We start from the raw sequence: 21,603 nt of genomic DNA, 5'->3' as shown, positions 1-21,603 counted from the left end.
TGCCTCTTTGCGCTACTGTTAGCGCAACAGCAAAAGAGGAGTCAGCATGAAAATTATCCGTAGTGGTTCATTACCTTCCGTACGCGGTCCTGAGGCCTGGTTTACAGGTACTGTACGTATTGATGCGCCGTTCCAGGCAACAGAACCGGCCACGGTAGGCGGCGCGACCGTCACCTTCGAACCGGGGGCACGCACGGCCTGGCATACGCATCCTCTGGGACAAACCCTGATCGTTACGCAGGGAAGAGGCTGGTTACAGGCGTGGGGTGAAGAGGCTCAAGAGTTAAATCAAGGTGATATCGCGTGGATCCCGCCAGGCGTTAAACACTGGCACGGGGCAAGTGCTGCGACGGCGATGACGCATATTGCCATCGCCGAAGCAGTCAACGGCAGCCCGGTAGAGTGGCTGGAAAAAGTGACCGACGAGCAGTATCAGCAGCGTTAACCACCAAAGACCGCAATCGCCTGCTGCAGTCGGGTTGTTCGCTGCGTCAGGTGATTGGCGGCGCTTGTCACGTTATCTACCATGCCGGTATTGTTATGTGTCATCACGCCAATACGAGAGATGGACTCGTTGATCAGACTTAACGCCTGCGTCTGTTCCTGTGTGGCATGACCGATCTCTTTAATCAACGACGACATCTGCAATACGTTGCTGATCATCACGGACAACTGTGTTTCGGTTTGTTCCACCATTTCCACACCAGTGTTAACGCTTGCGACGTTTTTCTCGATCAGGTTTTTGATCTCTTTTGCGGCTGTCGCTGAGTGTTGTGCGAGGTTACGTACCTCGGCTGCCACCACCGCAAAACCCCGTCCGGCTTCACCTGCACGCGCGGCTTCCACGGCGGCGTTAAGGGCCAGAATATTGGTCTGGAAGGCAATCCGGTCAATCACACCTATAATATCGACGATCTGGCTGTTATCCTGGGAAACGGACTGCATCATGCTGATGGTCTGTTTCATCATGGCTTCACCACTGTGCGCACTGTCACTGGTGCGATCTGCCATCTGTATGGCTTCTTTAGCGGTTTCAGCCGTTTGCTGTACCGCACTGGCAATTTCCTCTACCGCGGCAGCTGTTTGCTGCAAATCATCGGCGGTCTCTTCTGAGCGAGCCTGTAGTGCTGCACCTTCTTTCGCGACCTGCTGGCTAATCGTACCAATGCCGGTGATTTGCGTCCCCACATCATCAACGAGAGAATTCAGGTTTAAGCCCGACTGATTGACAAGACGCATCATCAGACCAATTTCATCAACACGGTCAAAATGAAAATATGTTGTTTTACGCCCGGAAACGACGTGCTGCATCTGGCGGACAATGGTTTTAATCGGCCGCGATATTTGCGCATTCAGGTACAGTGACTGGGCGATAAACAGAATGACTAATCCGCACGCCAGCGTAATCCCTTTGGGTAATAAAAATAAAAGCAAACAGGAGAGCAATGCTGTGGTGATTATTCCGGTATTGACTCTTTTGGTGGTACTCAGTCGTTTGAAAAGGGAGAGAAAAGAGAGTAATCCCCGGCGAACCAACACACCTTTATAAAAACGGTGATGTTTTAATTCGTTATTTCTCACCTTTTCATAAAGTTTTTCACTGGTTTCGATCTCTTCGCGTGCCGGAATATTACGGACTGAGATGTATCCGGTTAGCATTTCATTCTGATACACCGGAGTGACGTTGGCGCGAACCCAGTAGTGATCGCCGTTGTGGCGGCGGTTCTTGACCAGGCCTGTCCAGCTCTCGCCTTGCTGTAGGGTAAACCACATGTCACCAAATGCTTCGGGGGGCATATCGGGGTGACGAATGACATTATGAGGTTCACCCAGAAGATTTTCTTCTTTATATCCGCTGGCTTCAATAAAGGTTGAGTTCGCATAGGTAATATGGCTATGCGTATCCGTTGTCGACATTAACGTCGACCCTTCGTTAAGTAAATACTCGTTCTGTGTAACTGGCGTGTTACGCTTCATGAGTAACTCCATGGTGATGTGCAAGTAAAGGAGAAACCGCCCGATAAAAACTCAGGCAAGATATAAACATTATTCTGTTGTTTTGCTGCTGGCGTATTCTCCACGAAACTGATGATATTCGGAACCACCTAAATTAAATATTTTTTATCTTTTAAAGCCCTTTATGTAATAAAAATGAAAATATCTTTATCTTTATGTTTATACGCCGAACTAAATAAATGACTTAAGGCAAATAAACGGTGCGACGTGTATTCATCACAGAAACTTTGCTTTCGAAATAGCGTTTCATTAACAGAATTAACACGCTATGATTTAACGGCTTTTGGCCACAGGACGACGGGTAGGAACATGAAAATCAATTTAATCGGCACGAGCGGCAGCGGGAAAAGCACCCTGGCTCAACACATTGCGAGCGAGATTGCCATCCCCTATATCGAAATGGACCGGTTGTACTGGCTTCCTGACTGGGAGGGGACACCAGACGAACAGTTTTTACTCAATCTGGAAAACGCGCTTTCGGCATCACAGGACTGGGTTCTGGACGGAAATTACAATCGCACACGTCCGGTGAAGTGGCGCGATGTCGATCTGGTGATATGGGTGGACTATAGTTTTACCCGCACGCTCTGGCAGGCGGTGAGCAGAGCGGCAAAACGGGCATGGCACAAACAGGAGTTATGGCCGGGAACGGGAAACCGGGAAAGTTTTCGTCGTTCGTTCTTTAGCCGGGAATCGATCATCATCTGGACGATTAAAACATGGCGCAGTAACCGCATTCGTTATACTGCCGATATGCAAAACCCGGACTATGCCCATATCCGTTTCATCCGCATAACCTGTCGTAAAGAGGCGGAATTGTTGATGTCTGAATTAAAGGCTTATTCTTAGTCTGGTTTTATATATCTGATTTCCGGCAAACCAAATGTAAATTAATTGTTTCTCACTGGTGAAATACGCCTTTAATAATGACGACATGTTAAGTCAAACGAGATTACAACATGTCCTGGCGAATCAGCATTCTGGATAAAAGCCCCATCGCAGCAAACGAAACGGCCGCCGATGCGCTGGCGCGTACTTTAAGCCTGGCGCAACACGCGGAAAACCTGGGGTATCACCGCTTCTGGATTGCCGAACACCACAACACCACTCAACTGGCCAGCCCCTCTCCGGAGCTGCTTATCGCCTGGATCCTGGGGCAAACAAAGCGCATTCGCGTGGGATCAGGCGGCGTGATGCTTCAGCATTACAGCCCGTACAAAGTCGCTGAAAACTTTAACCTGCTGGCGGCAATTGCGCCGGGACGGGTGGATCTGGGCGTCGGTAAAGCGCCTGGTGGTCTGCCGCTGTCAACCCGCGCGTTGCAGCAGGGGCTGAATCAACGGGAAAAGGGCAGCTTTGCTGAACAGCTAACACAACTGGATGGCTGGCTACGCCCTGAAGCTCAGTCGGAAGAGGAGGCTGTCCGGGCCACGCCATTGCCTCAGGTTCCAGCCCAGGGATTCCTGTTGGGTGCAAGCCCTGAGAGCGCATTACTGGCGGCAAAACTCGACTGGCACTTTGTCTTTGCTGCCCATCTGAATGGTGATCCCGATTTGCTGCGTGACGTTATCGCCACCTGGCGCAAAAACAGTGTCCGTGAGGTAATTGTTGCAGTTCAGGCGATTGTGGCAGAAACGCAGGATCAAGCCGAAACGCTGGCGCGCAATGTGGAAGTGTGGGGCGTTGAACTGGCAAATGGCCAGCGCGTTACGGTGGCAAGTGAGGAGCAAGCCTACGCTTTTGCACGTCAGGCCGGGAGCGAGCCGGTTCGTATTGCCCGTCGGGCGCAGTCTTTGCTGGCGGGGACCGCAGAGTCCGTTCTGCAACAGCTACAAACGCTGCATCAGCAATGGGGTATTGATGAATTTATTATCGATACGCCGGTGGCCGATGGCGAAACCCGCGTTCAGTCACTGCGTCTGCTTGCTCAGGCTCATGCTAACAGGGAGGTGATTGCATGAGCTTCGGTCAACAGCTTATCGCCTGGCGTCGCGAGTTGCACCAGAACCCCGAACTGTCTGGTCAGGAAGTGGAAACCACGGCTCGCCTGCGTCAGTGGCTAACCAACGCCGGGATCGCGCCGTTACCCTATGAACTGGCTACCGGGCTGGTGGCGGAAATTGGTTCAGGGGAGAAACTGATCGCTCTGCGGGCCGATATTGATGCGCTGCCGATAGAAGAGCGCAGCGGCGTGTCATTCAGCTCACAGCGTCCAGGGGTGATGCACGCCTGTGGTCACGACATCCACACCAGCGTGATCCTCGGTGCGGCATTACAGCTCAAGGCGCGTGAAACTTCGCTCAATGGACGTGTGCGGATCCTGTTTCAGCCCGCTGAAGAAAACTTTGGCGGCGCGAAAAGTATGGTGCGCGCCGGAGCATTACGCGATGTCAGCGCGATTTTTGGTATGCATAACGAACCGGGTTTACCGGTCGGGGAATTTGCCACCCGGGGTGGTCCGTTTTATGCCAACGTCGATCGGTTTGTGATCCGCATAACTGGCAAAGGCGCGCATGCCGCTCGTCCTCATGAAGGAAACGACGCGATTGTGCTGGCGAGCCAACTGGTTACCGCACTGCAAAGTGTGGCCAGCCGCAACGTCAACACGCTGGATTCCGTGGTGCTGAGCGTCACGCGTATCGCCGGAGGTAACACCTGGAACGTCTTACCCGAGAGTGTTGAGCTGGAAGGGACGTTACGTACCCACCGCACAGAAGTGCAGCAGAATGTGAAAGCCCGTGTCGGTGAAATTGCCGCCGGGTTTGCCAGTGCCTTTAGCGCGCAGATTGATATCACCTGGTATGCGGGGCCTACCGCCCTGATTAACGATGAACGCTGGGCCGACTTTGCCACTTCGGTGGCGAGAGATGTGGGGTACGAAACTCAGCGGGCTGAGTTGCATATGGGCGGTGAAGATTTTGCGGTCTATTTACAGAATATCCCTGGCGCGTTTGTCAGCATTGGCAGCGCCAGCCCGTATGGTTTGCATCACCCGGCGTTTAATCCGGATGAAGCATTAATTGAGCCCGCCGCACGCTATTTTGCTCAGCTCGCGGAAAAAGCATTGCAACACGTTTAATGAATAAGAGGTGAATATGTCTGCAACCCGACAATTGCGGCTGGGAACCATATTACATGGTGCATCCGGAAATATGTCTGCCTGGCGTCATTCTGCGGCGATCGCAGATGCCAGTATTAATTTTCAATTTGTCAAAGAGACAGCCTTAAAAGCGGAGGAGGGTAAGCTTGATTTTTTATTTGTGGCTGACGGCCTCTATATTAATGAAAAATCTATCCCGCATTTTTTAAATCGTTTCGAACCGCTTACAGTATTATCCGCGCTGGCAAGTATTACCACTCGTCTGGGGCTGGTCGGAACGTTGTCCACGTCGTATAGCGAACCGTTCACCGTTGCGCGTCAGTTTGCAAGCCTGGATCACCTGAGCAATGGGCGTGCCGGCTGGAACGTGGTAACGTCGCCGCTGGAAGGCTCGGCAAAGAACTTTTCCCGTGAAAAGCACCCGGAACATGCGCTGCGTTACCGCATTGCGGATGAATACCTGGATGTGGTCAAAGGCTTATGGGACTCCTGGGAAGAGGATGCTTTTGTCCGGAATAAAGAGAGTGGGCAATTCTTTGATCCTGAAAAACTGCATACGCTGGATCACCATGGTGATTTTTTCCAGGTGGCAGGCCCGCTGAATATTGGTCGTACCCCGCAGGGTCGCCCGATTGTATTTCAGGCGGGCGCATCCGATGACGGGAAAAAACTGGCAGCGAAACATGCTGACGCCATATTTACTCATCACGATACCCTGGACGAAGCCAAAGCTTTTTATCAGGACGTGAAGCATCAGCTGGAATTACACGGTCGTCGTCCCGATGAATTACATATATTCCAGGGTGTCAGCGTTATTGTCGGAAATGATGCTGATGATGTAGAACAGCAATACCAGGCAACGGCCGCGCTGGTATCCATTCATGATGCGCTGAATTATCTGGGACGCTATTTCGAGCATCACGACTTCAGTCAATATTCTCTGGACGAGCCGTTCCCGGATATCGGTGATTTGGGGAAAAACAGCTTTCGCAGCACGACGGACGAGATCAAGCGCAATGCGCGGGAGCGCCACTTAACCCTGCGTCAGGTTGCACTCGAGGCGGCATCTCCGCATCCCCGTTTTTCGGGGACACCTGAACAGGTGGCAGACGGTTTGCAGCAGTGGTTTGACCAACTCGGCGCTGACGGTTTCATCATTCAGGGCGGTACGCCGGACACCTTCTCGCGTTTTGTGGACCAGGTTGTTCCCGTTTTGCAGGCCCGTGGTCTGTTTCGGACGGAATATCCAGGAACCACACTGCGCGAAAGCCTGGGCTTAGACGAACCTAAAAATCAGTTCACAACACAATAAAAGAGAACCCCGCTATGCAGAAAACATCGCTTATTCTGGCGCTTGCGCTGGCCTTTACCCCTGCCGTCTGGGCAGAGAATGTGAACATTAACGGAACCGGCGTGAGCATTGAGGCCAATAAAACGCCTGTTAATACCGCCAAAAATAGCGACGCGGTGGCGCAGTTGCCAAAAGATTACCGTTTTGCTGTGCCGGGGAAATTCACCGTTGCGGTGGCGGGTCTGAATCAGCCGCCGCTGACGGTATTTTCCGATGACAACAAAACGCTGCTCGGGAGTGAAGTCGATGTTGCCCGGCTGGTCGCCGACAGCCTGGGTCTGGAGCTGAACGTCGTGCCAACTTCCAGGGAGGACTGGCCGTTAGGAGTGGCATCCGGGAAATATGATGCAGCCATCAGCAACATCACTGTGACCAAAGATCGCAAGGAGAAGTTTGACTTTGCAACTTACCGCAAAGACTCCCTGGGCTTCTATGTGAAATCGACCAGCCCACTTAAGTCGATCGAGAAGGCGGAAGATATCGCCGGGTTGCGCATTATCGTCGGATCGGGAACCAATCAGGAAGCCATCCTGCTGGCATGGAACGAGGAAAACCTCAGGAAAGGCCTGAAGCCTTTTACCCCGGTCTACACCAAAGATGATGCCGCGCAAACCCTGGCGCTCCAGTCCGGGCGTGCTGATGCGTACTTTGGCCCGAACGTGATTGGTGCGTGGAAAGCGGCGTTAACCGGTAAAACCAAACTGGTTGGCAGTGTCGATGGCGGCTGGCCGAAGGCGGCGCACATTGCGGTGACGCTGAAAAAAGGCAGCGGTCTTGTGGAGCCGGTACAAACGGCGCTTAACGGCGTAATTAAAAACGGCGATTACGACAAAGTGCTGAACCGCTGGGGTGAAGGTGTCGAACGCATTCCACATTCAGAGGTAAACCCGGCCGGACTGGGTGATTAAGGAGGCGCTATGAGCGAACAATTTCGTGACGTTTCGCCGGAAGATGCCGATCTTCAGCCCATCATTGATGGGTTGTTCGGTGAATACGCTACCCGTTACGGTGACTATTTTTCCAAAGACGCGGAAGTGGAACTCACCGAGTGGTATTTAGCGCCGCAGGGGCTGTTTATTGTGCTGGAGCGCGATGGAGAGATCATCGCTACCGGAGCGTACAAACCTTTCGACGAGCACACGGCTGAGATCAAACGCATCTGGACGCACAAAGCATTACGCCAGCAGGGGCTGGCTGCCCGAGTGGTGCAAGAGCTGGAACGTCGTGCGGTGCTGGCGGGTTATAGCCAGATTTACCTCACGACAGGGTTTCGCCAGCCGGAAGCCGTCAGACTCTATACCGGTCAGGGCTACCAGCCGCAGTTCGATCTTGACCGTGATCCAGAAGAGTACAGCCAGCCGCCGTTTGACGGACGGCTGCGTTTCACCAAAACACTGGTACGCGAAGCGTTTACCAAAACCGCATGAGGAACGACGATGAACAACGTTGAAACCATCAAGGTGGTCCCGGCGCGCTATCCACTGCGCGCGGTTGGCGCAGTTGCTGCCCTGTTTGTACTGGCGGTGGTCATACAGTCTGTGGCCTTCAACCCACGCTGGGAGTGGGCGGTATTCGCGCGCTGGTTCTTTGACCCGGTGATTCTGGAGGGATTAGGGCAAACGCTGTTGCTAACGCTTATTGGTACGGCATTAAGCGTGGTGATTGGCGGGCTGCTGGCGCTGGCCCGGTTGTCATCCTCCTGGCTGTTGAGCAGCCTGGCATGGGGATACATCTGGCTGTTTCGGTCGCTGCCACTGATTGTGGTCCTGATCATCCTGTACAACTTTTCGTATCTCTACGATACGCTCTCTCTCGGCGTCCCCTTTACCCGCATCACCTGGGGCAGTTTTGAAACCATCAATGTGCTGGGGCAGTTTTCCACTGCCGTGGTAGGGCTGACGCTGGTGCAGAGCGCCTATACCGCTGAGATTATCCGTGGCGGGTTCCTGGGTGTCGACCACGGTCAGTATGAAGCTGCGGCGGCACTCGGTTTACCGGCCTGGCGTCGTACGGTACGTATCATTCTGCCGCAGGCGCTACGCACCATTCTGCCCGCCGGATTTAACGAGATCATCAGCCTCGCGAAAGGGACGGCAATGGTCTACGTGCTGGCGATGCCGGAACTCTTCTACACCATTCAGATGATCTACAACCGCACGCAGGAAGTGATCCCGCTGCTGATGGTCGGCGCGGTGTGGTATCTGGTGATCACCACCGTGTTGTCCGTTATTCAGCATGTCGTGGAGCGCGGTCTTGCCCGGAGCGAGCGGCGTTCCGCCGTGAACCAGAACCGCACGGCCAGCCGTACACGTTCTGTTACCACCACACAGACACAGGAGCCCGTTCATGCAAGCCTCTCCTGAAGGACACATTTCAATTACTGGCGTCAGTAAGTTCTTTGGTCGCCACAAAGCGCTGGATAATGTCTCTCTGGAGATCCCACCAGGTTCCGTCACGGTGATCCTGGGGCCATCCGGATCAGGTAAATCGACGCTGTTACGCACGATTAACCATCTGGAACGAGTTGATGAAGGCTTTATTCAGATTGACGGCGACTACATCGGTTATCGCCGTCAGGGGGACAAACTCTACGAGCTGAAAGAGAAAGCGATCCTCAAACAACGTATTAACGTGGGTTACGTCTTCCAGAATTTCAACCTGTTTCCACATCTCACGGTGCTGGAAAACCTGATTGAAGCGCCTGTTGCGCACAAGCAACTGAGCCGAAAAGAGGCGATTGATCGGGCCTATGATCTGCTGGATGTGGTAGGGCTGCGCGATAAAGCGGATGCCTGGTCGCGCCATCTTTCCGGTGGTCAGCAGCAGCGTATCGCGATTGCCCGCGCGCTGGCATTGCGCCCACGTGTCATGCTGTTTGATGAACCCACTTCAGCGCTTGACCCGGAACTGGTGGGCGAAGTGCTGGATGTGATCAAAAAGCTGGCGCGGTCCGGCACAACGCTGGTGGTCGTGACACATGAGATTGGTTTTGCCCGCGAAGTGGCGGACCAGGTGGTGTTTATGGTCGATGGAAAAATTGTGGAACAGGGCAGCAGTGATGAGGTGCTGAACCGTCCGTCGCATGCGCGAACGCGCCAGTTCTTGTCGAAAGTACTATAAGGAGCGCACATGAAATATGGACTTCTGGTATGCCTGGCCTTTGCGAGCGCAAGCCAGGCCAGCATCGATTTGAAAGCCAATGAGCAGCCACTGCCTGTGACGGTCGATCCGCAGGCCGTGGAGAAGATCCCGAAGGATTACAAATTTGTCGCGCCGGGCACGTTAACAGTCGCCATCTCGGCACTCAATTCACCTCCGCTGGCATTGTTAGCCAGCGACAACCGTACCCGTATTGGCAGCGATCCGGATATCGCACGTTTGCTGGCGGGGCGGCTGGGGTTAAAGCTGAAGCTGGTTCCAACCGCATGGGAAGACTGGCCTCTGGGGATCTCCTCCGGGCGTTATGATGTGGCACTGGTGAATATTGCGGTGACCGAGCAGCGAAAAGAGAAGTTTGATTTTGCAACCTATCGCGTTGATTCCCTGGCATTCTCCGTGAAGTCCACCAGTGAGATTCAGTCGATTAAGAGTGCGGAAGATCTCGCCGGTAAAAAGGTGATTGTCGGTTCCGGCACGAATCAGGAACGTATTTTACTCGGCTGGAACGACGAAAATAAACGCGCCGGACGCGAACCTGCGTTGCCTGTCTATTTGACCGATGATGCTTCCGGGAATTTATATATTCAGTCAGGTCGGGCTGATGTGTTCTTTGGACCTCAGTCGGTATCGGCCTACAAAGCGGCGCTGACCGGCAAAACGCGGGTGGTCGGCTTAGGGCCGAAAAAAGCGTTTGTGGCGACCACCACCAAAAAAGGCAACGGACTGGTATACGCCTTGCAGGCTGCACTGGACGGCGCTATTCAGCAAGGTGAGTACCAGAGCGTGCTGGCGCGGTGGGGTGAACAGGGCGAAGCGGTGGCGCAATCCGACGTGAATCCGCCGGGGATAACCTACTGATAACTGCACAAGGTGTTAAGAGCAGGTCCGATAATCTGCTAGTGTGGATTTCTCTCGAACACAAGGAGCCCTGCACATGCCGCACGTTGATATCAAATGTTTCCCCCGCGACCTGAATGATGAGCAAAAAGCTGCGCTGGCAGCGGATATTGCTGATGTGATTATTCGTCATCTCGACAGCAAAGACCGCTCGGTATCTGTTGCTCTGAACCAGGTTCAGCCAGATGACTGGAAAGCGCAGGTCTGGGACACGGAAATTGGCCCGAAAATGGATGAGCTGATTAAAAAACCGGGCTATTCGATGTAGTGACCAATTTCCGTTTAGCACGTCAACGGCATCCGGTGGATGCCGTTGAACTTACCCATTAACGCGTGATGTGGACTCCGGTGATCTGAACGTGCTGTGATTTACCGTTATAAATACGATCCATCGGCAGGAAAATCCGCAAATCGTTGAGCCATGCTTTTACCGTTTTCTCCGGCCCCTCCTTACTGAATTCATCACATTCAACACGCCAGTAAGTACCGGTAAAGGCGCTATTAATTTTGCTCGCCTCATCCGAACCGGTGACGCGGCAGCGACGTTCAATACGGGAGACGTTGCCTTCGTCCTGGCCGGCCGATTCCGTTAACTCATGGTATTGCTGACCTTGCGATAGGGGGAAGCGCAGTGTGGTATCAAGCTTTTGTGTGATCGATGGCGAATAGCTGATGCTCATGGCGCCCTTAAGCTGAATGTCATTCGCGACCAGAATTCGCTGAGCGGTAAACATGTTGTAATCTTCCAAACGGCGGACCAGACCGTTGCTTTGCACGTCAGCGACCATATTGACTGCTTTGTCTCCGGCCTGCGTTTCCGTCCATTTAAGCTGCTTAAAGCGTGGTTCGGCCCAGGTTTTTATTAATGCGATGCCTTTCTCTTCTACGCCTGCATTGAGCGGGAATCTGTTTATCCAGGTGGGATTGTTGTTACTGAAGTCAGGCATATTCGGTCCGCTGTATTTTGCAACGGATTTTCCCTGATGGGTCTGGTATTTGCCTTCACCGCGATACTGCTGAGGATCGGACATGCTGCACAGCGTCTTGAGTGCCGCGACAACTTTTTCGCTGTTGGTGAATCCTGAAGCGCGTTTTTTCATCGCTTCACCGATCAAGCTGTCGGTGACAAAGCCCTGAGAATCGACGTCTGTGGCGCCAATGACCGTATCCTTACCGGCTTTGCAGTCATAAATATGGTATTCGACCTTTAAATCAAAGGGGGCATCGTAGGGCGGATCGTAGCCAATCTCTTCATAACCGTAACCGAGCCTGACAACGAGTTTATCGTTGATTTTCACGATGTTTGCGATATCGACCAGGGAAGAGGCTTCCTTGATATCTTTGCCTTCGGTGTTTTTCTTTTCGCTGTAAACCCAGTCACTGTTCCGGATTTTGATATCACACATTTTCGCGATCATATCTGCACCTAACTCGGCCGTCTCCTGGGCTGGAGCATACCGTTCGAAACCCTTTGTGCCATAGTAACGGGCGCGGTGATCCCCCTCTTTACCCAGTAAATCCCAGTACAGTTTGTAGTATTTCTTATTCTCGCAATCCACCGTATTCCAGCGCTCGACGCTTGATCCGTTGTCAAATTTCACCATTGTTACGTAGGTCAGGCGATCATTTTGGCGGAAGAAATAGAGTGGGTTGACATACGCACTGGTAACGGTAGGTGCGCTGGGTTTCGTTTCGCTCGCCTGGGCTGGGCTGAAGGCGAGTCCTGATGCCAACGCGATAAAAATCGGCAGTACAGCTTTCATATTTATCCCTGTTTTTATTGGTTTTTACAGGATAAGAGTACGTCGATTTCTCTCTTCTGAGTAGCCCCCCAATCAAGCAGGGCACAGGGATAATCGCCAGGATTATGTTAACCCTGGCGATTATCCCTCGTCGTTTTACAGAGCAGAACGTCGGTATGGGGCGTAATCGGATTGCCAGTATGTTGCGTCAATCCTTTCCATTAGCGCCTCATCGCTGATAGCAGGGGCAACCCCTTTTTCGATAGCTGCCCGGGCAACGGCAAACGCGATATGGCGAGAGACGGTTTCAATCTGATCGACCGGTGGCAGTAAACCGCCTTTTTCCGTTGTGACCAGCGGAGAGTGCGCCGCCAGGGTGCGGCTGGCCACCATCAGCATCTCTTCCGTGACCCGCCGGGCGTGACTTGCCAGAATGCCTAATCCCAGTCCCGGGAAAATATATGCGTTGTTGCACTGGGCAATTTCATACTCCTCATTCTGGTAGAACACTGGGGCAAATGGACTCCCCGTTGCGATCAGGGCTGCCCCCTGTGTCCACGCGATCAGATCCTGCGGCTGGGCTTCCGCGCGCGAGGTCGGATTGGAGAGCGGCATAATGATGGGGCGCGGACAGTGGCGGTGCATCTCTTTAACGATCTCTTCACTGAACAAACCTGGCTGCCCGGAAACGCCAATCATGACGGTTGGGTGTGCATTCTGTACCACTTCCATCAGTGAAATATTGGTCGATTCCACCTGCCAGTGGCGAATATCGTCCCGCCGGGTTAACAGGTTCTTTTGGAAGTTGAGAAGATTGGTCATGTCATCCGTCAGCAATCCAAAGCGGTCCACCATAAAGATGTTACGGCGAGCCTCTGATTCACTCAGACCATCATCGACCATCAGCGCGACAATTTTTTCAGCAATACCACAACCTGCGGAGTCGCCGCCCAGGAAGACTACACGTTGATCGCGGATGCGGGTTCCGGCGGTATGTGCGGCGGCGATCAGCGTACCGGTCGTCACGGCGGCGGTTCCCTGAATATCGTCGTTGAAACAACAGAGTTGATCGCGGTAGCGCTGGAGCAGTTTAGTGGCGTTTTTCTGCGCAAAATCTTCGAATTGCAACAGTACGTTCGGCCAGCGATTTTTGACGGTGTTAATAAACATATCCATAAATTCGGCGTACTGATCGTCGTTGATGCGCGGATGGCGCCAGCCCATATACAGTGGATCGTCCAGGTGTTCTTTATTATTCGTTCCGACATCCAGCATAATCGGAAGGGTAGACGCCGGGTGAATACCGCCACATGCGGTATATAACGATAATTTCCCAATCGGAATTCCCATCCCGCCGATACCTTGATCTCCCAGCCCCAGAATTCGTTCACCATCGGTCACGACGATGACGCGAATATCATTGCGCGAGAAGCTTTGTAGCATTTCATCAATACGATGACGGTTGGGCCATGAGATAAAGAGACCACGTGCCCGACGGTAAATAGTGGAGAAATGTTCGCAGGCCTCACCCACTGTTGGTGTATAGATGATCGGCAGAGTCTCTTTCAGATGTGAACGCAACAGATTGTAAAACAACGTCTCGTTAGTGTCCTGAATATTTCGCAGGTAAACGTGACGGGAAATATCACTTTTAAAATGGCAAAACTGTTTCCAGGCGCGCTCCGTCTGTTCCTCAATGGTTTCCACATTATGGGGTAATAAACCGTGAAGGTTGAAATTGTCACGTTCTTCTTTAATAAACGCCAGTCCTTTGTTTAACAGCGGATTTTCCAGCAAAACAGCTCCGTTATACGGGGTGTAAAGAACTTCTTTGCGAGACATGTGTTACTCCTGGGAAATAGATGTATTTCAGTAAATAAATGAGTTGAGACAGAGTTAAGATATTAAATAAATCATCACGCCCTCTGTAAGCACGCCGACGGCTGTGCCAATTAAAATAGAGGACGAGGCGGTATCAATATAGGTGTCGCTGCGTAAGGCAAACATCCCTGCCGCAATGGCTGATGGTGTCGCGCCAATAATAACAACTTGCTGTAATAACGTGTGGCTTAAGCCAAATGCAAGGCCCGCAGCGGCCATCATGGCAGGTTGAATCAGATTTTTAATACTGATATTGGTAAACGTCTGTACGTTAAGTGTTGGCCGTTCGCCATAAAACAGCAGACCTAAAGCAAACAAAGAAAGTCCGCCAGACACTTTACCTACCATCTCAATAGGCATGCTGAGAATATGTGGGATCTGTACTCCGGCCAGACTGAGCAACACACCTGATACCGGTATCCAGACAATCGGGTTGCGTGCGGCTTTGATCAGATTCTGTGCAATCATGGCCCCAGGGTGAAGCGCATTCAGGGAAGCATCGTCGCTTTTGTCTCCCATACGAATCAGGACGATAGCCAGTGGAATCATAATGACACTGGTAATGATATTGCCGATCAGGACGCCAATAAAACCCTCAGGTCCGATTAATACGGCGAGGACCGGCGCACCAAAATAGGCCATGTCCGGGAAAGCACACACAAGTGACTGAATAGCACTGGTCTTGATGTCGTGGCGAAACACCACGCGTGAGATAAATAATGTCAGTAAATATGACCCCATCAGACCGACAACCAGAACGGCCATAAACGTCAGATTTTTTATCTTATTAGGGTCAGTATTCAGTGCTCCAATAAAAAGATGAAAGGGAAGTGCAAATCGAATGACGACCGTCGCCAGGACGTTTGCATCTTCGCGGCGGGTATAACCTAATTTTCCGCTTAACCACCCTAGTAACATAATAAAAACGAGTGGAAACAGTGATTGTAATAATAATGAGGGCATAGGGTTTCCTGTAGAGTATATTTTTTATGGGTTTCGTTGATGGGCTAATCTAGCGGTTAGAAAACAGGGCAGGAGTGATAACGGTCACAGTCTTTCTGGTTTAATTAATTTCAAAATGATTGTTTTAGTTTGATAAGGTAGGGTGTTGATGTTGTGTCGCCATATTTTGATAAATAACAATAAAACCACAAATAAAAATAAAATTTCAACGCCGTCAATAACTTTAATTACAAAATGATGAATTAAGTTATTTAAAATAAAATCACTGCATTGTTCACATTTCGCTCATTCATTGTTAGGTAGTCACTTTCACACTAAAAATCACCGTGCTATTTTCAAACTGAGCCTGTTTTTATAAATGGCCATTTTAACTTTTATTTTCTTTTTAAGAACATGTTTACTCTCAGGAATGAACGTCTGTTTATTCCTGCAACTCTGTTTATCCGAACTCACAAATCAGGTGATAAAATGAAAGATAATCCTGTACTTCCTTCTTCAACGCCACCTTCGCGTTTTGCCCTGGGGTTGAGCAATGCCGAAGTGGGTGCTGTACCTTTGATGCTGTTTGTCGGGATCGCAACCATTGTTGCGGTGTCAGCCTGGGCCGGATTGCTGCCTAAAAATATGATCGGTGGTTTGGCTGTCATCATGACGCTGGGGTTTGCCTTTGCCAAAATTGGTCGCCAGATCCCGATACTGAAAGACATTGGCGGACCGGCAATCTTGTGCCTCATGTTGCCTTCGGTACTGGTCTATTTCGGGGTGTTCCAGAAACATACGCTGGATACCGTACATCTGCTGATGAAAGAAGCCAATCTCCTCTATTTCGTCATCGCGTGTCTGGTGGTGGGAAGTATTTTGGGGATGAACCGAATACTGCTGATCCAGGGGATGATCCGTATGTTTGTCCCCCTGGTGGCGGGGACGGTGATGGCCGTACTGAGTGGATTGTTGGTCGGCTCTTTATTCGGCTATACCCCGTATCACACATTTTTCTTCATTATCGTTCCGATTATCGGTGGCGGTATTGGTGAGGGGATTTTGCCCCTGTCGTTAGCCTACTCGGCGATATTGGGACAAACGCCTGATGTCTATGTTGCACAACTGGCTCCGGCCGCTGTGGTGGGGAATATCTTTGCGATCATCTGTGCAGGCACACTGGCTCGCCTGGGGACAAAACGACCTGCACTTTCCGGCAATGGCATGCTAACGCGTAGCAAAGAAGACAATAGTCTGTTTGCCAGTGCCCAGAGCGTGCAGCAAACCGACTTTCAACTGATGGGCGGTGGCCTGTTGATGGTCTGTGCCTTTTTCATTGTTGGGGGATTATTCGAAAAACTGGTACACATTCCTGGCCCGGTCCTGATGATTTTGATTGCCGTACTGTGCAAGTACTTTAGCGTGATCCCGGCATCAATGGAGCAGGGCGCGCACAGTTGCTACAAATTCGTCTCAGCAGCCCTGGTGTGGCCGTTGATGATCGGCCTTGGCATGCTGTATGTGCCGCTGGAAAGCGTCGTTTCCGTCTTCTCTGTCGGCTATGTTGTGGTATGTGGATCAATTGTGATTGCTATGGCATTAAGCGGGTATTTTATTGCGTCACGGCTGAATATGTACCCTGTTGAAGCGGCGATTGTCACCTGCTGCCATAGCGGTCTGGGTGGGACAGGCGATGTGGCCATTTTATCGGCGTCGAATCGTATGTCGCTGATGCCCTTCGCGCAGATCGCGACCCGCATTGGTGGTGCATCTACCGTGATTATCGCGACGCTGCTGTTAGGCTGGATCATGTAACCGCGATTCCGGTAAGCCACGAGATATGTGGCTTACCGGACCTCACCTTTTTCCCCTGGCATACTGATTGCACACGTAAGCTAAATAATCCGTTTCGCATGCCGATATTCTAAAGTCAGTGCTGTTGATTGAGCCGTCTGCGAATCTTTCGGCTTAATGGCGATTATTACTATTACAGAAGGGATGCAGTTGTGTTGAAAACGCTGGTAACGGGGCAGCTAAGTTTGTCGATGACGTTCTGGGTGTGGGGTGTCTGCGGTGGCTTATTGATCGGCCTCATCGGTTTGGCAGGTGTTTATACAGGCTATGTCGTATTTTTACCGTTGACGTTCCTGATGAAAACCGTTCTGTTTGGGGGCGTTCTCTCCGGTATTACCTTCATTCTTCGACGAAAAATCACCGTTCTCGGTACGCTTGCGTTTTTTATCATTTTAATCCAGTTGATTATGAGCGTCGTTATGGTTATCGGGTTGTCTTCCGCGCTGTTTAAATAATCGGGGACAACACCTTTTGTCTCCCGGTTTCGAGGCGAAAGTCGTGCGCAAAGATGCCCCACGGCATCCAACCTGACATGATTCATAGTATATTGAGTATATTCTTTGTCATCGGGTGTCCTTCATGTCTTACTCCATCGGCGAATTTTCCCGGCTTTGCGGCATAAATGCGACCACACTTCGCGCCTGGCAGCGTCGTTACGGCCTGCTAAAACCGCTGCGCACCGATGGTGGGCATCGCCTGTACAGTGATGACGACATCCAGCAGGCGCTTAAAATTCTCGACTGGGTGAAAAAAGGGGTTCCTGTCAGCCAGGTAAAGCCTCTGCTGGCTCGCCCTGGTGCACGACGGACTAACAACTGGCTCTCCTTGCAAGAGAGCATGTTACAGCGGTTGAAAGAGGGGAAAATCGAATCCCTGCGGCAGCTCATTTATGACTCTGGTCGTGAATATCCGCGTCCTGAACTGGTGACGGAGGTGTTGCGCCCTCTGCGCAGTCTTGTCTCAGCTAATGTTCCGGCAATGATGACCCTGCGTGAAATTCTTGATGGGATCATCATCTCCTACACCTCGTTTTGTCTCGAAGGCGACAAAAGAGCGCCTGGCGATAATTGCCTGATTACCGGCTGGCATTTGACCGATCCGTGTGAAATCTGGCTTGAAGCCCTTAAGCGTACTGGTCAGGGCCACCGTATCGATGTATTGCCCGTACCACCGGCCACCTTGGCCCCGGAGATCTTCCCGGAACGGAAATGGTTGCTGGTCACAACGGGCAAACTGACGGCAGCCCGTAAAAAGCAGATAGATCTCTGGCAACAGCAGGTTATTTCCCTCGACGTTATCTCCCTGTAATTTCGTTTCTTTCCATCAGACTCGCCGTAGACACATCGCCGCCAGCGTATGCAGGCCAGCGATGTGCTGTCTAATTTTCAAAAATTATCGCGCCAAAAATAAATACATAACAAATTGAAAAATAATAACTATAAAAAATAGTTCGCCATAAACTTGGACAAATTTATGTAATTGTGTAAGTTTTAATTATGCAATTACGCCACGTTGTTCACAGCCAGGTGAGACTCATGAGCACAATGTCATCCGTCATTGATCGGTTTGTTGATTACTACGCCGGGCTGGATAACCAGCCTCCGTCGGCATTAGTCGCGCTCTATGATGCGGACGCGTCGCTTATTGATCCTTTTGGCGAACACAAAGGTCTTTTTGCGATCCAGCGCTACTTCACCCACCTGCTGACCAACGTGGAACAGTGTCGTTTTTCCATCGATTCTCCCCTGAGTGAGGGACACCGTTTTGCCGTGAACTGGACCATGCACTGGTCGCACCCACGCATTGCCGCAGGTGAGATGCTCACGCTACCGGGGTGTTCCATGGTGGAGGTTGAAAATAACCTGATTGTTCGCCAGCGCGATTACTACGATGCCGGGGAGATGATCTACGAACACCTTCCGCTGTTGGGGTGGGCGGTTCGCGGTGTGAAACGGAGGGTGCGCGCATGATGACTGTCCTCATCACTGGCGCAAGCTCCGGCATTGGGGCCGGGCTCGCGAAATCCTGGGCCGATGACGGTTGTCACGTCATCGCCTGCGGGCGAGACCCGGCCCGGCTGGAGGCACTCCACCAGTACAGCCCAAACATCACGGTTCGCCTGTTCGATATGACTGACAGGGACGTCTGTCGCCAGGCGCTGGAGGATTGCTGCGCCGATCTCGTGATCCTGTGCGCGGGAACCTGTGAATATCTGGATCACGGCAGGGTGGACGCGTCACTGGTGGAGAGGGTGATGACCACCAATTTCCTCGGGCCGGTGAACTGCCTGGCTGCACTTCAGCCACAGCTGGTATCAGGTAATCGTGTGGTGCTGATCAGCTCGATGGCGCACTGGCTGCATTTTCCGCGCGCTGAAGCTTATGGTGCGTCGAAGGCCGCGCTGACCTGGTTTGCCAACTGCCTGCGGCTGGACTGGGAGCCGAAAGGCATTGCTGTCACCGTTGTCTCGCCGGGCTTTGTGGATACCCCGTTGACCCGTAAAAACGATTTTGCCATGCCCGGTCAGGTCAGTGTGGAGGATGCGGTTAAGGCGATCCGCCGTGGTGTAGCGAAAGGGAAAAACCATATTGCGTTCCCGACCGGATTCAGTGTGGTTATGCGCCTGCTGGCGGGACTTCCGGCAAGTGTTCAACACATTTTACTGCGCAGGATGGTGCGCTCATGAATATCGCGATTATCGGGAGCGGCATTGCCGGCCTGACCTGTGCCTGGCGGCTTGCCGGACACCATCAGGTGACGCTTTTCGAGGCCGGCGCCACGGCAGGCGGACACACCGCGACGGTGGATGTTGCCACGCCAGATGGAACGTATGCCATTGATACTGGGTTTATCGTCTATAACGACCGCACCTATCCGCGCTTTATGGGCTTGTTAAGCGAACTGGGCATCAGCGGGCAAAAAACGCAGATGAGTTTCTCAGTGCATAACCCGCAAAGCGGTCTTGAGTACAACGGACATACCCTGGGCTCATTGTTTGCGCAGCGTCGTAATCTGGTGAACCCTAAATTCTGGTGTCTACTGAAAGAGATTGTCCGCTTTAATCGCGTGGCGAAGAGGGCGCTGCGGGGCGACATTGACCCAAGTGCCACGCTGCAATCCTTCCTTGAACAGCACCGCTTCGGCCCGTTCTTCGCACGCCATTACATTCTACCGATGGGCGCGGCTATCTGGTCATCGTCGCTACGGGAGATGCGCCGTTTTCCACTGCCGCTTTTTTTACGCTTTTTTGAGCATCATGGTCTGCTGGATGTTACCCATCGCCCGCAGTGGTACGTCGTGCCGGGCGGCTCGCGGGAGTATATCCGCGCCATACTGGCCCAGCTTGGCGATCGTCTGACCTTACACCTGAATACACCCGTTCAGCAGGTTATCCGCTATGACGGTGGCGTAAAGGTTCAGCTTGAAACATCCGGGCAGACTTTCGACCAGGTGATCTTCGCCTGTCACTCCGCGCAGGCTCTGGCTTTGCTTGACGAGCCAACCCAGGCCGAACGCGACGTGCTGGGGGATATCGGCTGGCAGCGTAATGAGGTGGTTTTACACGGCGACCGACGCTGGCTCCCGGTGCGTGAACGTGCCTGGGCAAGCTGGAACTATCGCCTGAGCGAGCAGGATCAGGCCAGCGCCTGTGTGACCTACAACATGAATATTTTACAAGGGTTACCCCACGATGCGCCCTTGTTCTGTGTAACCCTGAATCCGGAAACCGCCGTCGATGAACGCTATGTCTGGCAGCGCGTTGTCTATGAACATCCGCTGTTTAATCCTAAAAGCTGGCGGGCGCAGACGCGTCGTAGCGAGATCAACGGTTTTCATCGAAGCTGGTACTGCGGCGCTTACTGGTACAACGGCTTTCATGAGGATGGGGTGCGGAGCGCGCTGGATGTGGTGAAGGGGATCGCCGCCGGAGAGGGTCACGCAAATGAATAGCTGCCTTTACCATGGCGTGCTACGCCACCGCCGTCTGTTGCCGAAAACGCATACTTTCCGCTACAGCGTTTTTATGGCCTGGCTCGATCTGGATGAGCTGGAGGCATTACCTTCGGTGGGTATCCGGCGTAACCGCTTTGCTGCCGCTGCTTTCTATGATGCAGATTACCCGTTGGGCACACCGCTTAAAGACACCGTGCTCAATCAACTTATGTCGCTGACCGGTGAGCATCCTGATGGCCGTGTCATGCTCCTGACGCAGTTGCGCTACTTTGGGTTCCATTTTAATCCGGTCAATTTTTACTACTGCTATGACCGTACCCAGACTCTGCGTTGGGTGCTTGCGGAAGTGAGGAATACGCCGTGGAATGAACGTCATTACTATGCCGTAGACGGCCAGGCCGCGCATCCGCTGGAAAAAGCCTTCCATGTATCCCCCTTTAACCCGATGGACATGGTGTACCACTGGCGTTTTAACAACCCGGATAAAACGCTGCATATGCACATTGAAAACCACCGGACCACAAAAGTTTTCGATGCCACTCTGGCGTTGAAGCGAGAGCCGCTGACACGTAAATCACTGACGTCGCTGTTGTGTCGCCTTCCGTTTATGACACTGAAAACCCTGCTTGCCATTTACTGGCAGGCGCTGCGACTGTGGCTCAAGCGTGTTCCTGTTTACAACCACACCGTTAGCAGGAGTGAATGAT

At 52.2% G+C, this 21,603-nt stretch carries 20 protein-coding genes and 1 pseudogene; 17 read left to right on the top strand and 4 right to left on the bottom strand.

The features are described 5' to 3' along the window. The first annotated feature begins 46 nt into the window (after positions 1 to 46). A complete protein-coding gene (locus GF617_RS04465; RefSeq protein ID WP_181623621.1) occupies positions 47 to 445 on the top strand; it encodes a cupin domain-containing protein in 399 nt (132 codons plus the stop codon). Here GF617_RS04465 and GF617_RS04460 read toward each other — a convergent pair. Beyond that, complete coding sequence (locus GF617_RS04460; protein ID WP_181623620.1) at positions 442 to 1,977, bottom strand: methyl-accepting chemotaxis protein; 1,536 nt, start codon at positions 1,975 to 1,977, stop codon at positions 442 to 444. The genes GF617_RS04465 and GF617_RS04460 overlap by 4 nt on opposite strands. A gap of 348 nt (positions 1,978 to 2,325) precedes the next feature. On the opposite strand from GF617_RS04460, the gene GF617_RS04455 reads away from it, so the two are divergent. The 9 genes and pseudogenes from GF617_RS04455 (at position 2,326) to pptA (ending at position 10,791) form a co-directional block, all read left to right on the top strand. Beyond that, entirely contained in the window at positions 2,326 to 2,865 is a 540-nt protein-coding gene (locus tag GF617_RS04455) for an adenylate kinase (protein ID WP_181623619.1), read from the top strand. A 110-nt stretch (positions 2,866 to 2,975) separates the two neighbouring features. After that, complete coding sequence (locus GF617_RS04450) at positions 2,976 to 3,977, top strand: LLM class flavin-dependent oxidoreductase (protein ID WP_181623618.1); 1,002 nt, start codon at positions 2,976 to 2,978, stop codon at positions 3,975 to 3,977. After that, entirely contained in the window at positions 3,974 to 5,095 is a 1,122-nt protein-coding gene (locus tag GF617_RS04445) for an amidohydrolase (RefSeq protein WP_181623617.1), read from the top strand. The genes GF617_RS04450 and GF617_RS04445 overlap by 4 nt, the downstream gene beginning before the upstream one ends. Before the next feature lie 16 nt (positions 5,096 to 5,111). Then, positions 5,112 to 7,375: pseudogene (locus tag GF617_RS27045) on the top strand (NtaA/DmoA family FMN-dependent monooxygenase). Between the two features lie 9 nt (positions 7,376 to 7,384). Then, a complete protein-coding gene (locus GF617_RS04430; RefSeq protein WP_203451175.1) occupies positions 7,385 to 7,894 on the top strand; it encodes a GNAT family N-acetyltransferase in 510 nt (169 codons plus the stop codon). A gap of 9 nt (positions 7,895 to 7,903) precedes the next feature. Continuing rightward, on the top strand, positions 7,904 to 8,830 hold the full coding sequence (locus GF617_RS04425; protein WP_181623613.1) for an amino acid ABC transporter permease: 927 nt from the start codon (positions 7,904 to 7,906) through the stop codon (positions 8,828 to 8,830). Continuing rightward, positions 8,814 to 9,587 carry an amino acid ABC transporter ATP-binding protein gene (locus GF617_RS04420; RefSeq protein ID WP_181623612.1) on the top strand — a complete coding sequence of 258 codons (774 nt, stop codon included), beginning with the start codon at positions 8,814 to 8,816 and terminating at the stop codon, positions 9,585 to 9,587. The genes GF617_RS04425 and GF617_RS04420 overlap by 17 nt, the downstream gene beginning before the upstream one ends. Before the next feature lie 9 nt (positions 9,588 to 9,596). Continuing rightward, a complete protein-coding gene (locus GF617_RS04415) occupies positions 9,597 to 10,484 on the top strand; it encodes a transporter substrate-binding domain-containing protein (RefSeq protein WP_181623611.1) in 888 nt (295 codons plus the stop codon). A gap of 76 nt (positions 10,485 to 10,560) precedes the next feature. Next, on the top strand, positions 10,561 to 10,791 hold the full coding sequence (pptA, locus tag GF617_RS04410) for a tautomerase PptA (protein WP_181623610.1): 231 nt from the start codon (positions 10,561 to 10,563) through the stop codon (positions 10,789 to 10,791). Positions 10,792 to 10,849: 58 nt separating this feature from the next. Here the strand turns inward: pptA and GF617_RS04405 are convergent, their stop codons facing one another. From GF617_RS04405 to GF617_RS04395, 3 genes are all read right to left on the bottom strand, one after another. Further along, positions 10,850 to 12,286 (bottom strand): hypothetical protein, encoded by a 1,437-nt coding sequence (locus GF617_RS04405; protein WP_181623609.1) that lies wholly within the window; start codon positions 12,284 to 12,286, stop codon positions 10,850 to 10,852. 135 nt (positions 12,287 to 12,421) lie between these two features. Beyond that, on the bottom strand, positions 12,422 to 14,107 hold the full coding sequence (locus tag GF617_RS04400) for an NAD-dependent malic enzyme (protein WP_203451174.1): 1,686 nt from the start codon (positions 14,105 to 14,107) through the stop codon (positions 12,422 to 12,424). A 54-nt stretch (positions 14,108 to 14,161) separates the two neighbouring features. After that, the gene (locus tag GF617_RS04395; RefSeq protein ID WP_203451173.1) at positions 14,162 to 15,109 is read right to left on the bottom strand and encodes an AEC family transporter; all 948 of its coding nucleotides are present in this window, start codon (positions 15,107 to 15,109) and stop codon (positions 14,162 to 14,164) included. A gap of 468 nt (positions 15,110 to 15,577) precedes the next feature. On the opposite strand from GF617_RS04395, the gene GF617_RS04390 reads away from it, so the two are divergent. The 7 genes from GF617_RS04390 (at position 15,578) to GF617_RS04360 (ending at position 21,602) form a co-directional block, all read left to right on the top strand. Beyond that, positions 15,578 to 16,903, top strand: a complete 1,326-nt coding sequence (locus GF617_RS04390) for a 2-hydroxycarboxylate transporter family protein (RefSeq protein ID WP_181623606.1) — start codon at positions 15,578 to 15,580, stop codon at positions 16,901 to 16,903. A gap of 191 nt (positions 16,904 to 17,094) precedes the next feature. Further along, positions 17,095 to 17,397: a hypothetical protein gene (locus tag GF617_RS04385; protein ID WP_203451172.1), complete on the top strand. Its 303-nt coding sequence runs from the start codon at positions 17,095 to 17,097 to the stop codon at positions 17,395 to 17,397. Between the two features lie 124 nt (positions 17,398 to 17,521). Continuing rightward, positions 17,522 to 18,250, top strand: coding sequence for a MerR family transcriptional regulator (locus tag GF617_RS04380; RefSeq protein WP_181623604.1), 729 nt, complete (start codon positions 17,522 to 17,524; stop codon positions 18,248 to 18,250). A 227-nt stretch (positions 18,251 to 18,477) separates the two neighbouring features. Then, on the top strand, positions 18,478 to 18,912 hold the full coding sequence (locus GF617_RS04375; RefSeq protein ID WP_181623603.1) for a nuclear transport factor 2 family protein: 435 nt from the start codon (positions 18,478 to 18,480) through the stop codon (positions 18,910 to 18,912). Further along, on the top strand, positions 18,909 to 19,628 hold the full coding sequence (locus GF617_RS04370; RefSeq protein ID WP_181623602.1) for an SDR family NAD(P)-dependent oxidoreductase: 720 nt from the start codon (positions 18,909 to 18,911) through the stop codon (positions 19,626 to 19,628). The genes GF617_RS04375 and GF617_RS04370 overlap by 4 nt, the downstream gene beginning before the upstream one ends. After that, positions 19,625 to 20,893, top strand: coding sequence for an NAD(P)/FAD-dependent oxidoreductase (locus tag GF617_RS04365; RefSeq protein ID WP_203451171.1), 1,269 nt, complete (start codon positions 19,625 to 19,627; stop codon positions 20,891 to 20,893). The genes GF617_RS04370 and GF617_RS04365 overlap by 4 nt, the downstream gene beginning before the upstream one ends. Further along, on the top strand, positions 20,886 to 21,602 hold the full coding sequence (locus GF617_RS04360) for a DUF1365 domain-containing protein (RefSeq protein ID WP_203451170.1): 717 nt from the start codon (positions 20,886 to 20,888) through the stop codon (positions 21,600 to 21,602). Before GF617_RS04365 ends, GF617_RS04360 begins: the two co-directional genes overlap by 8 nt. Position 21,603: the final 1 nt, after the last annotated feature.

The sequence above is a fragment of the Lelliottia sp. RWM.1 genome (genome assembly GCF_016859735.1).
Classification (GTDB): Bacteria; Pseudomonadota; Gammaproteobacteria; order Enterobacterales; family Enterobacteriaceae; genus Enterobacter.
This window is presented reverse-complemented; position numbering and strand designations above follow the sequence as displayed.

Bases quoted from the DNA above. Each gene is read 5' to 3' on its own strand.
- GF617_RS04465 (WP_181623621.1), top strand. From the start codon at position 47: ATGAAAATTATCCGTAGTGGTTCATTACCTTCCGTACGCGGTCCTGAG.
- GF617_RS04460 (WP_181623620.1), bottom strand. From the start codon at position 1,977: ATGAAGCGTAACACGCCAGTTACACAGAACGAGTATTTACTTAACGAA.
- GF617_RS04455 (WP_181623619.1), top strand. From the start codon at position 2,326: ATGAAAATCAATTTAATCGGCACGAGCGGCAGCGGGAAAAGCACCCTG.
- GF617_RS04450 (WP_181623618.1), top strand. From the start codon at position 2,976: ATGTCCTGGCGAATCAGCATTCTGGATAAAAGCCCCATCGCAGCAAAC.
- GF617_RS04445 (WP_181623617.1), top strand. From the start codon at position 3,974: ATGAGCTTCGGTCAACAGCTTATCGCCTGGCGTCGCGAGTTGCACCAG.
- GF617_RS04430 (WP_203451175.1), top strand. From the start codon at position 7,385: ATGAGCGAACAATTTCGTGACGTTTCGCCGGAAGATGCCGATCTTCAG.
- GF617_RS04425 (WP_181623613.1), top strand. From the start codon at position 7,904: ATGAACAACGTTGAAACCATCAAGGTGGTCCCGGCGCGCTATCCACTG.
- GF617_RS04420 (WP_181623612.1), top strand. From the start codon at position 8,814: ATGCAAGCCTCTCCTGAAGGACACATTTCAATTACTGGCGTCAGTAAG.
- GF617_RS04415 (WP_181623611.1), top strand. From the start codon at position 9,597: ATGAAATATGGACTTCTGGTATGCCTGGCCTTTGCGAGCGCAAGCCAG.
- pptA (WP_181623610.1), top strand. From the start codon at position 10,561: ATGCCGCACGTTGATATCAAATGTTTCCCCCGCGACCTGAATGATGAG.
- GF617_RS04405 (WP_181623609.1), bottom strand. From the start codon at position 12,286: ATGAAAGCTGTACTGCCGATTTTTATCGCGTTGGCATCAGGACTCGCC.
- GF617_RS04400 (WP_203451174.1), bottom strand. From the start codon at position 14,107: ATGTCTCGCAAAGAAGTTCTTTACACCCCGTATAACGGAGCTGTTTTG.
- GF617_RS04395 (WP_203451173.1), bottom strand. From the start codon at position 15,109: ATGCCCTCATTATTATTACAATCACTGTTTCCACTCGTTTTTATTATG.
- GF617_RS04390 (WP_181623606.1), top strand. From the start codon at position 15,578: ATGAAAGATAATCCTGTACTTCCTTCTTCAACGCCACCTTCGCGTTTT.
- GF617_RS04380 (WP_181623604.1), top strand. From the start codon at position 17,522: ATGTCTTACTCCATCGGCGAATTTTCCCGGCTTTGCGGCATAAATGCG.
- GF617_RS04375 (WP_181623603.1), top strand. From the start codon at position 18,478: ATGAGCACAATGTCATCCGTCATTGATCGGTTTGTTGATTACTACGCC.
- GF617_RS04370 (WP_181623602.1), top strand. From the start codon at position 18,909: ATGATGACTGTCCTCATCACTGGCGCAAGCTCCGGCATTGGGGCCGGG.
- GF617_RS04365 (WP_203451171.1), top strand. From the start codon at position 19,625: ATGAATATCGCGATTATCGGGAGCGGCATTGCCGGCCTGACCTGTGCC.
- GF617_RS04360 (WP_203451170.1), top strand. From the start codon at position 20,886: ATGAATAGCTGCCTTTACCATGGCGTGCTACGCCACCGCCGTCTGTTG.